We start from the raw sequence: 14,870 nt of genomic DNA on the forward strand, positions 1-14,870 counted from the left end.
CGACATTCAGCGGCTCCATAAAATTTTTACGCGCTTTTCGATGCTCGTTCGTTTCGTCAAATGTCAATGCAACTAATTCGCATTACAGCGAAACTTTCGACTGAAGAAGAGAGCTCGATGACCGCCTCCCGACGCACTTCCCTGGATAGCCTGCGCACCCAGAACAGCCTTCCCCTGCGCGCCCTGTCTCTGCTGACCCTGTCCATCGCCCTCGCCTCGGCTCCCACCGGGCCGTTGCTGGCCGCCACGGACAATCAGCAGGTTCGCATCAGCTACCCGTTCAACATCGAGCGCCAACCGCTGGGCAGCGCCCTCAACGCGTTCAGCAGTGTGACCGGCTGGCAGATCGGCCTGCAGGCTGAGCTGGCCGAGAACGTTACCTCTCCCGGCGCACGCGGCAACCTTTCGGCCGAGAAGGCACTCCAGCGCCTGCTGTCCGGCAGCGGCCTGGATTTCGTGCAGGTCGGGCCCAGCAATATCGTCCTGCGCCGCGCGGAACAGTCCCGCTCGTTCGAACTGCAGCCACAGACCGTCACCGCGACTCGCCATGCCCGCGATGTCGATCAGGTTCCGGTTACCGTCAGCGTGCGTGACCGCGCCGACCTCGACCGCAACAACGTCAACACCCTCAAGGAGCTGGTACGCAACGAGCCGGGCGTGTCCGTCGGCGGTACTGGCCAGCGCGCAGGCGCCACCGGCTACAACATCCGTGGCATCGATGGTGACCGGGTACTGACACAGGTCGACGGCGTCGAGATACCGGCCAGCTTCTACTACGGCCCCTACGCCAATACCCACCGCAACTACGTCGATCCGGAGATCGTCAAGCGCGTGGAGGTTCTCCGTGGCCCGGCCTCGGCGCTGTATGGCAGCAACGCCATCGGCGGCGCGGTCAGCTACTTCACCCTGGACGCCGATGACATCATCAAACCCGGCCAGGACGTCGGCGCACGCCTGAAAACCGGCTACAGCTCGGCCGACGAGAGCTGGCTCAAATCCGCCACCGTCGCCGGTCGCCACGAGGCCTTCGACGCCCTTCTGCACCTGTCCCGCCGGGATGGTCACGAAACCGAATCCTATGGCAACCAGGGCGGGATCGGCCTGAACCGCACCGAGGCCAACCCGGAAGACGTGCGCACCACCAACCTGCTGGCCAAGCTGGGCTGGAACTACAACGACAGCGACCGCCTGCAGCTGACCTACGAGAAGTACAAGGACGACCGCGACACCAACCAGCTCAGCGCCGTCGGCGGCCCCTTCAACGCCCCCACCATCGGCGTGGGCCAGAACCTCTACCGGGCACGCAGCGGTAACGACACCATCACCCGCGAACGCTTCGGCCTGGAGCACAGCCTGGCCTTGGACAGCGCGCTGGCCGACAACCTGAAGTGGAGCCTGAACTATCAGATCGCCAAGACCGACCAGAGCACCCAAGAGCACTACATGGCCGGTTTCGCGGGCGTGGTCACGCGCGATGTCATGCGCTATCGCGACACCTACTACAAGGACCGCCAGTGGGTGCTGGACACGCAGTTGGACAAACGCTTCGCGCTCGGCGAAACCGAGCACCTGCTGACTTACGGGCTCAATCTCAAGCATCAGAAAGTCACCGGCCTGCGCACCGGCCTGGGCATCTGCCAGGCGGCCATAGGCGCGGCGTGCGCTGGCGGGCCCGGCTCGGTCAGCAACAATGCCAGTGACACACCAGCGGCACAGAGTGACTTCCCCGATCCAACCGTCAATGTCTATGCCCTGTTCCTGCAGGACGAAATCAGTTGGAACCAGTGGACCTTCCTGCCTGGCCTGCGCTACGACCGTACACAGCTCAAACCCGAGCTGACCAATGAATATCGCGCCACTCTGGCCGGCAATGACTTCAAGCCCAGCGATGAAACCTGGCAGCGCGTTTCGCCCAAACTCGGCGTGACCTATGCCTTCGATGACCACTACACCTGGTTCGGCCAATACGCCGAAGGCTTCCGCACGCCAGCAGCCAAGGACATGTACGGGCGCTTCGAGAACGCCAACCTGCGCTACATCGTGGAGCCCAACCCGAATCTCGAACCCGAGAAGAGCCGCGGTGTAGAAACCGGTCTGCGTGGCAACTTCGAGGGTGGCAGCTTCGATGTGGCCGTGTTCTACAACCGCTACCGCGACTTCATCGACAACGATGCCGTAGGCACCAGTGGCGGCTTCAGCGTATTTCGCAGCGAGAACATCGGCCGGGCCAGCATCCGAGGCGCGGAAGCCAAGGGTCGCCTGAACCTGGACAGCTTCGGTGCCCTGCCCGGCCTCTATACCCAGGGCTCCATTGCCTATGCCCGAGGCCGTAACGACGACACGGGCGAGCCGCTGAACAGCATCAACCCGCTGACCGGCGTATTCGGCCTGGGCTACGAACAGGAGCGTTTCGGTGGCCTGCTGAACTGGACCCTGATCAAGCGCAAGACGCGAATCGACGACACCAGCTTCAAATCCCCGGATGGCAGCGGCAGCCAGTTCGCCACACCCGGGCTCGGCATTCTCGACCTGACTGGCTACTACAAGCTGACCAACGACCTGACCGTCAACGCCGGCCTGTACAACCTGACCGACAAGAAATACTGGTTGTGGGACGACGTGCGCGGCTATGACGGCAACGGTGAGGCCGGGGTGACCGCGCCGGCGACCATGGACCGCCTCAGCCAGCCAGGGCGCAATGTCTCGGTCAACCTGGTGTGGGATATCTGACGGGCAGCACGTCACCCCGGAACAACGCCCGCGGTGATGTGCCCATCGCCTCAGAACCTGTCTCGGGTCGCGAGCTAGAGCAAAACGAGGGCGAGGCGCCCTCACGCAAACGCCGTTTGCCCGGCCTGTAACAGATCCGAAGCAGGTTCCAAGCGCGACAGGCGTAGCGCATCTACGGGATAATCCCCGCCCCGGCATGGAGAAGCCCGATGATTCTTCTATGCGCCCCAGATGAACTGGCCGAAGGCCAGAGCCGGGGCTTTCTGATCGATGACCTCGCCCTGTTCGCGGTGCGCCGCGATGGCGAGGTCTATGCCTATCACAACCGCTGCCCACACCAGCGCATTAGCCTCGACTGGCAGGCCGATCGTTTCCTCGACGCCAGCGGCAGCCTGATCCAGTGCGCTCACCATGGCGCGCTGTTCCTTATAGAAAGTGGCGAATGCGTGACCGGCCCCTGTGCCGGCAAGTCACTGCGAGCCATTGCCTGCCGCGAAGACAGCACGGGAATCTGGGTCAATCCGTAGGAACGTGCGCCTACAGCTGCACATCCAGCCGGCGCACCAGGCGTATTGCCTGCGGAGTGATCTCGGCGCCGTAGGCCAGCACCTCGACACCTGCCGCCTTGGCCTCGCGTAACCCTGCCGCATAAGCCGGGTCGATTTCCACCGCCGCGCGCACAGCCTCCACGCCGGACAGGTTGACGCAATACAACTGCACCGCCCGCATGCCCTGCCGTGCCAACGCAGCCAGCTCGCGCAGGTGCTTGCTGCCCCGCAGGGTGACCGCATCGGGAAACGCCGCGACCGTGGTGCCATCGAAGCCCAGGGTGACGCTTTTCACCTCGACGAAAACCGCACCACTCGGATAGTCCAGGCGGAAATCCGCCCGGCTGTTCTCTACGCCATAGGCGACTTCGCGCTTGAGTGCGGTGAAGCCGTCCAGTTCAGTGATGACTCCAGCACGCAACGCCTCCTCGACCAAGGCATTGGCCCGCGCGGTGTTGATGCAGGCCAACCGCCCCTGGGGCGTTTCGGCGATTTCCCAGGTGCCCGGCAATTTTCGCTTGGGATCGTTGGAGCGACTGAACCAGACCCGACAGCCCTCGCTCATGCAATTGAACATCGAGCCGGTGTTGGGGCAGTGGATGGTCAGAAGCTCGCCACTGGTGGTCTCGATATCGGCGAGGAAACGCTTATAGCGGCGTAGCAGGCGCCCCTCTTCCAGGTCCGGTACGAACTTCATCGGGCGAGCGCCGCCCAGCTTTTCAGGCCACGGGCAATGCGCTCGACCGCCTGCTCCAGACGCGGCAGGCTCTGGGTATAGGCAAACCGCACATGGTGACCCGCCAGATGCCGGCCGAAGTCCAGACCGGGCGTGAAGGCCACGTGCTCGGTCTCCAGAAAATGCTGGCAGAAGGCGAACGCATCGCCGCCGAAGGCCGAGACATCCGCATATAAATAGAAAGCGCCCTCGGGCTCCACGGCAATGCCGAAGCCCAGTTCGCGTAACGCCGGCAGGAGGAAATCGCGCCGCCGCTGGAACTCGTGACGACGTTCCTCGAGGATCGCCAAAGTCGCCGGTTCGAAGCAGGCCAGCGCGGCGTACTGGGCCATCGACGGCGCACTGATGTAAAGGTTCTGCGCCAGCTTCTCCAGCTCGGGCACGGCATTCTCCGGCGCCACCAGCCAGCCCAGGCGCCAACCGGTCATGCCGAAATACTTGGAGAAACTGTTGAGGACGAAGGCCTCGTCGTCGACCTCCAGCACACTGGCCGCTTCACAGCCGTAGGTCAGCCCGTGGTAGATCTCGTCCACCACCAGATGGCCGCCGCGTTGCTTCAGGCTGGCGGACAGCGCCGCCAGCTCGTCACGCTGCAGCAATGTGCCAGTCGGATTTGCAGGTGAGGCAACCAGTGCCCCGACGCTGTCGCCATCCCAGTGGCGCTCCACCAGGTGCGGCGTCAGTTGGTAGCGGCTGTCCGGGCCAACCGGCACCAGTTGTGCCGCCCCCTCGACCAGTCGCAGGAAATGACGATTGCACGGGTAGCCCGGGTCGGCGAGCAGCCAATGTTTGCCCGGATCGACCAGCAGGCTCACCGCCAGCAACAAAGCCCCCGAACCGCCGGGCGTAATCAGGATGCGTTTGGGGTCAATAGTCAGTTGGTGCCGCTGCGCGTAGAACCCGGCGATGGCTTCGCGCAGCTGCGGAAGCCCGCGCGCGGCGGTGTAGCGCGTCCGTCCGTCGGCCAGTGCGGCCTGCCCGGCACGGATGATCGGCTCTGCCGTGGTGAAATCCGGCTCGCCGATTTCCAGGTGGATCACGTCGTGGCCAGCGGCCTGCAATTCGTTGGCACGGGCCAGCAATGCCATGACATGGAACGGTTCGATGGCGCGGCTGCGCGCACTCCAGGGCTGGGCCATTGGCCTTCCTTTATCCAGACAAAGAGACGATTCTAACCAACTGTTCGAGCACCCCGTAACAAGCCCACCAACAAGCAAGGCAACAGGGAGTAGCGAACCCTGGGTCGATCTGGTAAGTTCGCCCGCTTGCACGCCGCAGGCCCGGCCCTGCCGGTAAAGGAACAGATCCTGCGCTATGGATCAGAGAAAGTGAGAGGCGGCCATCCATGCCCACCAAAGCAAAACCAAGCAATAGCCAGTTGGCCCGTGGCTTTGAGCCCTACAAAGAAAAGAAGGGCGAAGAGTACATGAGCGAGCCTATGCGCGCTCACTTCACCGGCATCCTCAACAAGTGGAAGCTGGAGCTGATGCAGGAGGTCGACCGCACTGTGCACCACATGCAGGATGAAGCGGCCAACTTCCCGGATCCGGCGGACCGCGCCAGCCAGGAAGAAGAGTTCAGCCTGGAACTGCGTGCCCGTGATCGCGAACGCAAGCTGATCAAGAAGATCGACGAAACCCTGCAACTGATCGAAGACAACGATTACGGCTGGTGCGATTCCTGTGGCGTCGAGATCGGCATCCGCCGTCTCGAAGCACGCCCAACCGCAACCCTGTGCATCGACTGCAAGACACTGGCGGAAATCAAGGAAAAGCAACTCGGTTCCTGATTCCGGACGGGGCGCTCAGGCGCCCCGTTTCATTTCCAGCGCCTGATCGAACACCCCGCGCTTGCCATCGAGCCAGCCGTATCGCAGTGATCACTGCCACCTGCCCCACTGGCCTCATGAACCACCGCCAGATAGTCTTCTGCCGATGAACGCATCCTCCTATGTCGGGCGCTTTGCCCCCACACCCAGTGGCTACCTGCACTTCGGTTCGCTGGTTGCCGCCCTCGCCTCGTACCTCGACGCGCGCCATGCTGGCGGCCAATGGCTGCTGCGCATGGAAGACCTCGACCCGCCCCGCGAAGTACCCGGCGCCCAGGACGCGATCCTGCATACATTGGAGGCCTACGGTTTCGAGTGGGATGGCCAACTGGTACGCCAGAGCGAGCGCCTCGACGTTTATGCCGCCCGTCTCGAGCAGTTGTTCGGTCAGGGACTGGCCTATGCCTGCACCTGCTCGCGCAAACAACTGGAGGGCTACAACGGCATCTACCCGGGGTTCTGTCGCAACGCCGGGCACGACGCTGAAGATGCCGCCATACGCCTGCGCGTGCCCGAGCTGAACTATCACTTCCATGACCGGGTGCAAGGTGAGTTTCGCCAGCACCTGGGCCGCGAAGTCGGTGACTTCATCATTCGCCGCCGCGATGGCCTGTATGCCTATCAACTGGCCGTCGTGCTCGACGACGCCTGGCAGGGCATTACCGACGTAGTGCGTGGCGCCGATCTGCTCGACTCCACGCCACGCCAGCTGTACCTGCAGGAATTGCTGGGCCTGTCGCAACCGCGCTACCTGCATGTGCCGCTGATCATCCAGCCCGACGGCCACAAGCTGGGCAAGACCTACCGTTCGCCTCCCTTGCCTGGCGATCAGGCTTCGCCGCTGCTGTTACGCGCGCTGCGTGCACTGGGCCAGCAACCACCCGCCGACCTGGCCGGCGCCGCGGCCGGCGAACTGCTGGCCTGGGGCATCGAACACTGGGACGCCACACGAATTCCGCGCAGCCCAACGCTGGCCGAAGCCCAACTGCGCTAATAAATAGGTACGAGGGGGTGTCAGTGCACCGAGTGGTACAACGAAGGTAACCGCACGATGCTCCGGTTTGCCCGGAGCATCTGAACACGCAGCGTGTTACTTGCTGACGTCGATGAACGGCATGGTGCCGCCAGGCAACACCGTAGTCGGCAGCACGCCGTTCCAGCGCTCAGCCTTGGTCAGCTCCACCAGGTTCTGGTTACTGGCCAGCGCCTGGGCGCGGGCACGAATGGCGTCGGCTTCAGCCTCGCCACGCAGACGAGTCGCTTCGGCATCGGCCTTGGCCTGCGCCACCTGGCTGTCGGCTTCAGCCTGCGCCTGGGTCACCCGGATCTTCGCCTGCACCTCCTCGGTCGCCAGCATCTGCTCACGCGTCTTGACCTGCACCTCGGCCTTCATGCGCTCCTCGATCGACTTCTCGTAGGCATCGCTGAAATCGATGTTCTCGACCTGCACGCTGTCGATCACCACCGGCCCGCGAATCTCGGCCTTGATCGCCGCAGCCACATCGGCGACGAACTGCCCACGGTTCTGCACCGCATTGATCGCCGTATAGCGACCGAAGACATTCTCCACCTGGGTCGGGACCTGACGACTGATCAGGCGCGACATCAACGTCTCGAGGTCGCCATAGGCCTTGTATACGTCGGCCACTTCGCCAGGCGTGACATGCCATGACACCGAGACATTCAGCGAGGCGGACTGCTGATCACGGCTGTAGGCCTGCAACCGCTCATAACGGGTGGCATGGTTCTGCACACTGATGAACTTGACCGACTCGATGAAGGGCAGCTTGAAACCAAGGCCGGGCTCGGCCACATCGATGAACTTGCCATTGCGCAACACCACCCCGCGCTCTTTCTCATCCACGGTGTAGAACGAACCGGCAAACGAGACGAACAGCAGCAGCGCCAGCAGAGCCAGGACCACCCATTTGAAGTTGATTTGCGTCATTACCTCGGATTCCTCTTCTTCCAGTCATCATAAAACGCGACAGCACCGCGGACGATCAACGCCGTCAACACGACCAGCCCAATCAGATAGATAACGATATTCATGCATTACCCCCACTAAACCGCTGCTTTCGACAACCTCCATGGTCGCATTTTTCGCGGCATTACTCGTGTGCCTCGTCAGCATTCCGTGGGATGGTTCACGCCTGTCCCGGCGTGCGCACCGTCCCACCAAGGCGATGCGAGTAGCACGCCTCTCGCTGGCCCTTGATCGATCCGCTACCATCGCCGCTCGCCTGCGACGAGAACACCCATGTACATCTATCGATTGGTCCTGCTCCTGGTGGTGGGGATCTACCTGTTTTCCCCCGCCATCATGGACTGGTGGATCGACCCCAATGGCGCTTGGTACCGCCCGTACCTGCTGTGGCTGATCCTCATCGTCGTCACCTTTATCCTGCAGAGCCAACGTGATGCTGACGAGCTTTAGCCTGAGCCAGCTGGTCCTGATCAGCGCCGCCTACCTGTTAATGCTGTTCGGCGTGGCCTGGATCAGCGAGAAGGGCCTGATCCCCCGCTGGGTGATTCGTCATCCGCTGACCTACACCCTGTCGCTGGGTGTCTATGCCAGTGCCTGGGCGTTCTACGGCACGGTCGGCCTGGCCTACCAGTACGGCTTCGGGTTCCTCGCCAGCTACCTGGGTGTTACCGGCGCCTTCCTGCTCGCCCCGGTGTTGCTGTATCCGATCCTGCGCATCACCCGCACCTACCAACTGTCCTCGCTGGCCGACCTGTTCGCCTTCCGCTTCCGCAGCAGTTGGGCCGGCGCCCTGACCACCCTGTTCATGCTGATCGGCGTGCTGCCGTTGCTGGCCCTGCAGATCCAGGCCGTGGCCGACTCCATCGGCATCCTCACCCGTGAGCCGCTGCAGAACCGCTTCGCCTTTGCCTTCTGCGCCCTGATCACGCTGTTCACCATCCTTTTTGGCGCACGCCATATCGCCACCCGCGAGAAACACGAAGGCCTGGTGTTCGCCATCGCCTTCGAGTCGGTGGTCAAACTGGTCTGCCTGGGCGGCATCGGCCTGTATGCCCTCTATGGCGTGTTCGGCGGGCCGCGTGAACTGGAGCTGTGGCTGCTGCAGAACCAGGCCGCACTCTCCGCGCTGCATACGCCACTGCAGGAAGGCCCCTGGCGCACCCTGCTGCTGGTGTTCTTCGCCTCGGCCATCGTCATGCCGCACATGTACCACATGACCTTTACCGAAAACCTCAACCCGCGCGCCATCGTCAGTGCCAGCTGGGGCCTGCCGTTGTTCCTGCTGCTGATGAGCCTGTCGGTACCGCTGATTCTCTGGGCCGGCCTCAAGCTCGGCGCCACCACCAATCCCGAGTACTTCACCCTCGGCCTGGGTATCGCGGTCAACAGCGAGACCCTGGCGCTGATCGCCTACGTCGGCGGTCTCTCCGCTTCCAGCGGCCTGATCATCGTCACCACCCTGGCCCTGTCAGGGATGGCGCTCAATCATCTGGTCCTGCCGCTGTACCAGCCGCCGGCCGAGGGCAACATCTATCGCTGGCTGAAATGGACACGGCGCGCGCTGATCATCGCCATCATCATGGCCGGCTACGGCTTCTACCTGCTGCTCGGTGCCGAACAGGACCTGACCAACCTCGGTATCGTCGCCTTCGTCGCGACACTGCAGTTCCTGCCGGGCGCCCTGTCGGTGCTGTATTGGCCGACTGCCAACCGGCGTGGCTTCATCAGTGGGCTGCTCACCGGCATCGTGGTCTGGGCCATCACCATGCTGCTGCCGCTGGTGAGCAATCTGGACGGCATCCAGGTGCCGTTCCTGAACATCATCTACAGCCTCAGCGACACCAGTTGGCACCTGGCGGCCATCGGCTCGCTGGCCGCCAACGTACTGGTGTTCACCCTGATCTCGCTGTTCACCGAAGCCAGTCCCGAGGAACGTAGCGCCGCCGAGGCCTGTACGGTGGATAACGTCCGCCGCCCACAGCGCCGCGAACTGCTGGCCAACTCGCCCCAGGAGTTCGCCACCCAACTGGCCAAACCGCTCGGCGCCAAAACCGCGCAAAAGGAAGTCGAACGGGCGCTGCACGACCTGCACCTGCCCTTCGACGAGAGCCGCCCCTATGCCCTGCGCCGCCTGCGTGATCGCCTCGAAGCCAACCTGTCCGGCCTGATGGGCCCGAGCGTGGCCCAGGACATCGTGGAAACCTTCCTGCCCTACAAATCGGGCAGCGAGGGTTATGTCAGTGAAGACATCCACTTCATCGAGAGCCGCCTGGAGGACTACCACTCGCGCCTCACCGGCCTGGCAGCCGAACTCGATGCCCTGCGCCGCTTCCACCGCCAGACCTTGCAGGAGCTGCCCATGGGCGTCTGCTCGCTGGCCAAGGACAAGGAAATCCTCATGTGGAACCGTGCCATGGAGGATCTCACCGGGATTCCCGCGCAACGTGTGGTCGGCTCGCGCCTGGCCGCGCTGGACGAGCCCTGGCGCGAACTGCTGGAAAGCTTCACCTGCCTGGACGACGAGCATCAGCACAAGCAGCAGCTGAACCTGGATGGCGAAGAACGTTGGTTCAACCTGCACAAGGCCGCCATCGACGAACCCCTGGCACCGGGCAACAGCGGCCTGGTGGTACTGGTCGAGGACATCAGCGAAACCCGCGCCCTGGAAGACCAACTGGTGCATTCCGAACGCCTGGCCAGCATCGGCCGCCTGGCTGCCGGGGTCGCACACGAAATCGGCAACCCGGTCACCGGCATTGCCTGCCTGGCGCAGAACCTGCGCGAAGAGCGGGAAGAAGATGAAGAAATGGTCGAGCTGAGCTCGCAGATCATCGACCAGACCAAGCGTATCTCGCGCATCGTCCAGTCGCTGATGAACTTCGCCCATGCCGGCGCCCAGCAACGCTCCGAATACCCAGTCAGCCTGGCCGACGTGGCGCAGGATGCCATCAGCCTGCTGGCGCTGAACCGCAACAGCACCGAAGTGCAGTTCTACAATTTGTGCGATCCCGACCACCTGGCCAAGGGCGACCCGCAACGCCTGGCCCAGGTGCTGATCAACCTGCTGTCCAACGCCCGCGATGCCTCACCGACCGGTGGCGCCATTCGCGTCAGCAGCGAGGCTTCGGAGCAGAGCGTGCAACTGATCGTCGAGGACGAAGGCAGCGGGATTCCACGGGCGATCATGGACCGCCTGTTCGAACCGTTCTTTACCACCAAGGACCCTGGCAAAGGGACGGGCCTGGGACTCGCTCTGGTCTATTCGATCGTGGAAGAGCATTATGGACAAATCATCATCGACAGCCCGGCCGACCTTGAACGGCAGTGCGGCACCCGTTTCCGGGTGACCCTGCCGAGGTTTGTCGACGCGACGTCTGAAGCGACCTGAGCAGTGATCTGGAATCCTGTTCAGTATCTCGCAAGCCCGGGCCAGCCGCTCACGCAGCCACGCTGGCCCACGGTTCGCAACAGATACTGACGAGGTTCCGAGACCGTCGAGAGAAGAGAATTCAATGCCACATATCCTCATCGTCGAAGACGAAACCATCATCCGCTCGGCCCTGCGCCGCCTGCTGGAGCGCAACCAGTATCGGGTCAGCGAAGCCGGCTCGGTCCAGGAAGCCCAGGAGCGCTACAACATCCCGGACTTCGACCTGGTCGTCAGTGACCTGCGCCTGCCCGGCGCGCCCGGCACCGAACTGATCAAACTGGCCGACGGCACGCCGGTGCTGATCATGACCAGCTACGCCAGTCTGCGCTCGGCGGTGGACTCGATGAAGATGGGCGCGGTCGACTACATCGCCAAACCCTTCGACCACGACGAGATGCTCCAAGCCGCCGCGCGCATCCTGCGTGACCATCAGGCTGCGCGCAGCAAGGTTTCGGAAAGCCCGAGCAAGAATGCCGGCAAGGCGACCGCCAGTGCCGAAGGCGAGATCGGCATCATCGGCTCCTGCGCCGCCATGCAGGACCTCTACAGCAAAATTCGCAAGGTCGCGCCGACCGACTCCAATGTCCTGATCCAGGGTGAGTCCGGTACCGGTAAGGAGCTGGTCGCCCGCGCGCTGCACAACCTGTCCAAGCGCGCCAAGGCACCGCTGATCTCGGTCAACTGTGCGGCGATCCCCGAAACCCTGATCGAGTCGGAACTGTTCGGCCACGAAAAAGGCGCGTTCACCGGCGCCAGCGCCAGCCGTGCCGGCCTGGTCGAGGCCGCTGACGGCGGCACCCTGTTCCTCGATGAAATCGGCGAACTGCCACTGGAAGCCCAGGCCCGCCTGCTGCGGGTATTGCAGGAAGGCGAGATTCGCCGGGTTGGCTCGGTGCAGTCACAAAAGGTCGATGTGCGCCTGATCGCCGCGACCCATCGCGACCTCAAGACCCTGTCGAAAATCGGCCAGTTCCGCGAAGACCTTTATTACCGCCTGCACGTCATCGCCCTGAAGCTACCGCCATTGCGCGAGCGCGGTGCCGACGTCAACGAAATCGCCAACGCCTTCCTTGCGCGCCAGTGCATACGCATGGGACGCGAGACGCTGCACTTCGCTCAGGACGCCGAACAGGCCATCCGTCATTACCCATGGCCGGGCAACGTGCGAGAGCTGGAAAACGCCATCGAGCGGGCCGTGATTCTCTGCGAGAGTCCGGAAATTTCCGCCGACCTACTGGGCATCGATATCGAGCTGGACGACCTGCGTGATGATGACTTCGGCCTGCCACCCAGCCCGGTAACCGGCACCAACAGCAATCACGAGCCTACCGAAGACCTGTCCCTGGAAGACTACTTCCAGCACTTCGTGCTCGAACATCAGGACCACATGACGGAAACCGAACTGGCCAGGAAACTCGGCATCAGCCGCAAGTGCCTGTGGGAACGTCGCCAGCGCCTGGGTATTCCACGCCGCAAATCCGGCGCTACCAGCGAGTCCTGAGGGTCGCCGGTAACAGGCCCACGCCACACCGATCTGTTACCCCCATCAATATCGCGTAACAAAGCCGGGTTCAACGGTAACGATGACCCGGCTTTTTCTTGCCTGCTTGCCAGGGTCAAAAATACTAAGCAATTGATAAATAAGGATTTTTAAAAACTGGCACGGCTTCTGCTTTATGTCTGGCACAACAACAATAACAAGCTAGAAAAACCATAATAAAAATAAGACAGAACGGCTCCAGCACAATAAAAACAAGAAGGCGGAGGCGCAGCTAACTGATCATTTTGGAGAGGAATTGCTTTTGGGGTTCGCCCCACAGCCAGGCTGAGAATAACAAAACTGCCCTAAGGCAGCGCCGGAACTGGTTGGATCACGGATTGATCATGGCAATGTCAGCATCCAAAGTAATCCGTTTGCTACTGGTACCCGATTTGGGCTACCAACAACGGGCCAACCAACAAAAACAACAGGCCCGCCATAATAATAAAAACAAAGCACAGACCTATTTGGGGGGGAGCTTCGGCTCCCCCAGTAGCTTTATCCCCAGCCTGCCATTTAATTCTCCTTCCCCTCCCTCAATGCTAGAATCCGCGCCACTCGTGCGGTCTAATGCATTTTTCAGTCCGTCGCCAATCGCCGTCCTTTCCCATTCCGGCGTAGCACGACGCACTGATACGGCCGTTTTAACCATCAAACAGTGCCCCCCATGCTGAAGAAGCTGTTCAAGTCATTTCGCTCGCCACTGAAGCGTAACCCCCACTCCCACAGCAAACCTGAAGTGCTGAACAACCGTCAGCATGCCTTGCAACGCTCCCGTTTCAGCCGCAATGCGGTCAACGTCGTCGAGCGCCTGCAACAGGCGGGCTACCAGGCTTACCTGGTGGGTGGTTGTGTGCGTGATCTGCTGCTCGACCTGCAACCCAAGGATTTCGACGTCGCCACCAGCGCGACGCCGGAGCAGGTACGGGCCGAATTCCGCAACGCCCGGGTCATCGGTCGACGCTTCAAGCTGGCCCACGTGCATTTCGGTCGCGAGATCATCGAAGTCGCCACCTTCCGCGCCAATCACCCGCAAGGTGAAGAGGAAGAAGACAGCCACCTGTCTTCGCGCAATGAAAGCGGACGCATTCTGCGCGACAACGTCTATGGCAGCCTGGAAGACGACGCCCAACGTCGTGACTTCACCATCAACGCGCTGTATTTCGACGTAACCGGTGAACGCATCCTCGATTACGCCAATGGTGTGCACGATATCCGCAACCATCTGATTCGCCTGATCGGCGACCCGGAGAAGCGCTATCTCGAAGACCCGGTACGCATGCTGCGTGCGGTCCGCTTCGCCGCCAAGCTCGACTTCGACATCGAGAAGCACAGCGCTGCACCGATTCGGCGCCTCGCGCCCATGCTGCGCGACATCCCCTCGGCGCGCCTGTTCGATGAAGTGCTCAAGCTGTTCCTCACCGGCTATGCCCAGTACACCTTCGACCTGCTGGTCGAATACGACCTGTTCGCCCCGCTGTTTCCAGCCAGCGCCACTGCCCTCAAGCAGAACCCCGAGTACACCGGCACGTTGATCCGCCAGGCGTTGGCCAATACCGATGCGCGTATCGAACAGGGCAAGCCAGTAACACCCGCCTTCCTGTTTGCCGCCCTGCTGTGGCCGGCGCTGCCTGCCCGGGTGGTGCGCCTGCAGGACCGTGGCATGCCGCCCATCCCGGCCATGCAGGAAGCGGCGCATGAGCTGATCAGCGAGCAGTGCCAGCGGATCGCCATTCCCAAGCGTTTCACCCTGCCGATCCGCGAGATCTGGGACATGCAGGAACGCCTGCCACGGCGCAGTGGTAAACGCGCCGACCTGCTGCTGGAAAACCCGCGCTTCCGTGCCGGCTATGACTTTCTGCTACTGCGCGAAGATGCCGGCGAGCAGACGGACGGCCTCGGCGACTGGTGGACCGATTATCAGGACGCCAGCGACAGCGAACGCCGCAGCATGATTCGCGAGCTCAGCAGCAAGGCTGAAGAAGGCACCGATGGCCCGGCCCGCAAGCGCCGCCGCAGTGGGGGCCGCCGCAAACGCGGCCCACGCAGCGACAGCCCTGCCAGTGAATAA

General features: G+C 62.5%; 11 protein-coding genes. 8 read left to right on the top strand and 3 right to left on the bottom strand.

All coding sequences use genetic code 11. The annotated features are described in order from the left end of the window. The first annotated feature begins 117 nt into the window (after positions 1–117). Entirely contained in the window at positions 118–2,730 is a 2,613-nt protein-coding gene (locus ACWPW0_RS18245; RefSeq protein WP_454256090.1) for a TonB-dependent receptor, read from the top strand. A 209-nt stretch (positions 2,731–2,939) separates the two neighbouring features. Beyond that, positions 2,940–3,257 (top strand): Rieske (2Fe-2S) protein, encoded by a 318-nt coding sequence (locus ACWPW0_RS18250; RefSeq protein ID WP_454256091.1) that lies wholly within the window; start codon positions 2,940–2,942, stop codon positions 3,255–3,257. A 10-nt stretch (positions 3,258–3,267) separates the two neighbouring features. Here ACWPW0_RS18250 and sfsA read toward each other — a convergent pair whose 3' ends face one another. Continuing rightward, the gene (sfsA, locus tag ACWPW0_RS18255) at positions 3,268–3,975 is read right to left on the bottom strand and encodes a DNA/RNA nuclease SfsA (protein ID WP_454256092.1); all 708 of its coding nucleotides are present in this window, start codon (positions 3,973–3,975) and stop codon (positions 3,268–3,270) included. Next, the gene (locus ACWPW0_RS18260) at positions 3,972–5,153 is read right to left on the bottom strand and encodes a pyridoxal phosphate-dependent aminotransferase (RefSeq protein ID WP_454256093.1); all 1,182 of its coding nucleotides are present in this window, start codon (positions 5,151–5,153) and stop codon (positions 3,972–3,974) included. Before ACWPW0_RS18260 ends, sfsA begins: the two co-directional genes overlap by 4 nt. Before the next feature lie 206 nt (positions 5,154–5,359). On the opposite strand from ACWPW0_RS18260, the gene dksA reads away from it, so the two are divergent. After that, the gene (dksA, locus tag ACWPW0_RS18265) at positions 5,360–5,803 is read left to right on the top strand and encodes an RNA polymerase-binding protein DksA (protein ID WP_447593781.1); all 444 of its coding nucleotides are present in this window, start codon (positions 5,360–5,362) and stop codon (positions 5,801–5,803) included. Between the two features lie 145 nt (positions 5,804–5,948). Continuing rightward, positions 5,949–6,836 carry a tRNA glutamyl-Q(34) synthetase GluQRS gene (gene gluQRS, locus ACWPW0_RS18270; protein ID WP_454256094.1) on the top strand — a complete coding sequence of 296 codons (888 nt, stop codon included), beginning with the start codon at positions 5,949–5,951 and terminating at the stop codon, positions 6,834–6,836. A 96-nt stretch (positions 6,837–6,932) separates the two neighbouring features. On the opposite strand, the gene ACWPW0_RS18275 is transcribed toward gluQRS, so the two are convergent. Continuing rightward, complete coding sequence (locus ACWPW0_RS18275) at positions 6,933–7,790, bottom strand: SPFH domain-containing protein (RefSeq protein WP_447593785.1); 858 nt, start codon at positions 7,788–7,790, stop codon at positions 6,933–6,935. A 312-nt stretch (positions 7,791–8,102) separates the two neighbouring features. Between ACWPW0_RS18275 and ACWPW0_RS18280 the strand changes: the two genes are divergently transcribed. From ACWPW0_RS18280 to ACWPW0_RS18295, 4 genes are all read left to right on the top strand, one after another. Further along, positions 8,103–8,279, top strand: a complete 177-nt coding sequence (locus ACWPW0_RS18280; protein ID WP_003095129.1) for a hypothetical protein — start codon at positions 8,103–8,105, stop codon at positions 8,277–8,279. Further along, positions 8,263–11,217, top strand: coding sequence for a sensor histidine kinase (locus ACWPW0_RS18285; RefSeq protein ID WP_454256095.1), 2,955 nt, complete (start codon positions 8,263–8,265; stop codon positions 11,215–11,217). The genes ACWPW0_RS18280 and ACWPW0_RS18285 overlap by 17 nt, the downstream gene beginning before the upstream one ends. A gap of 124 nt (positions 11,218–11,341) precedes the next feature. Continuing rightward, the gene (locus ACWPW0_RS18290) at positions 11,342–12,760 is read left to right on the top strand and encodes a sigma-54-dependent transcriptional regulator (protein ID WP_454256096.1); all 1,419 of its coding nucleotides are present in this window, start codon (positions 11,342–11,344) and stop codon (positions 12,758–12,760) included. 706 nt (positions 12,761–13,466) lie between these two features. Further along, positions 13,467–14,870, top strand: coding sequence for a polynucleotide adenylyltransferase PcnB (locus tag ACWPW0_RS18295; RefSeq protein ID WP_454256097.1), 1,404 nt, complete (start codon positions 13,467–13,469; stop codon positions 14,868–14,870).

The organism is Pseudomonas sp. Marseille-Q8238 (assembly GCF_965111915.1).

Excerpts from the sequence above, each read along its gene's own strand:
- ACWPW0_RS18245 (WP_454256090.1), top strand. The coding sequence starts at position 118 with ATGACCGCCTCCCGACGCACTTCCCTGGATAGCCTGCGCACCCAGAAC.
- ACWPW0_RS18250 (WP_454256091.1), top strand. The coding sequence starts at position 2,940 with ATGATTCTTCTATGCGCCCCAGATGAACTGGCCGAAGGCCAGAGCCGG.
- sfsA (WP_454256092.1), bottom strand. The coding sequence starts at position 3,975 with ATGAAGTTCGTACCGGACCTGGAAGAGGGGCGCCTGCTACGCCGCTAT.
- ACWPW0_RS18260 (WP_454256093.1), bottom strand. The coding sequence starts at position 5,153 with ATGGCCCAGCCCTGGAGTGCGCGCAGCCGCGCCATCGAACCGTTCCAT.
- dksA (WP_447593781.1), top strand. The coding sequence starts at position 5,360 with ATGCCCACCAAAGCAAAACCAAGCAATAGCCAGTTGGCCCGTGGCTTT.
- gluQRS (WP_454256094.1), top strand. The coding sequence starts at position 5,949 with ATGAACGCATCCTCCTATGTCGGGCGCTTTGCCCCCACACCCAGTGGC.
- ACWPW0_RS18275 (WP_447593785.1), bottom strand. The coding sequence starts at position 7,790 with ATGACGCAAATCAACTTCAAATGGGTGGTCCTGGCTCTGCTGGCGCTG.
- ACWPW0_RS18280 (WP_003095129.1), top strand. The coding sequence starts at position 8,103 with ATGTACATCTATCGATTGGTCCTGCTCCTGGTGGTGGGGATCTACCTG.
- ACWPW0_RS18285 (WP_454256095.1), top strand. The coding sequence starts at position 8,263 with ATGCTGACGAGCTTTAGCCTGAGCCAGCTGGTCCTGATCAGCGCCGCC.
- ACWPW0_RS18290 (WP_454256096.1), top strand. The coding sequence starts at position 11,342 with ATGCCACATATCCTCATCGTCGAAGACGAAACCATCATCCGCTCGGCC.
- ACWPW0_RS18295 (WP_454256097.1), top strand. The coding sequence starts at position 13,467 with ATGCTGAAGAAGCTGTTCAAGTCATTTCGCTCGCCACTGAAGCGTAAC.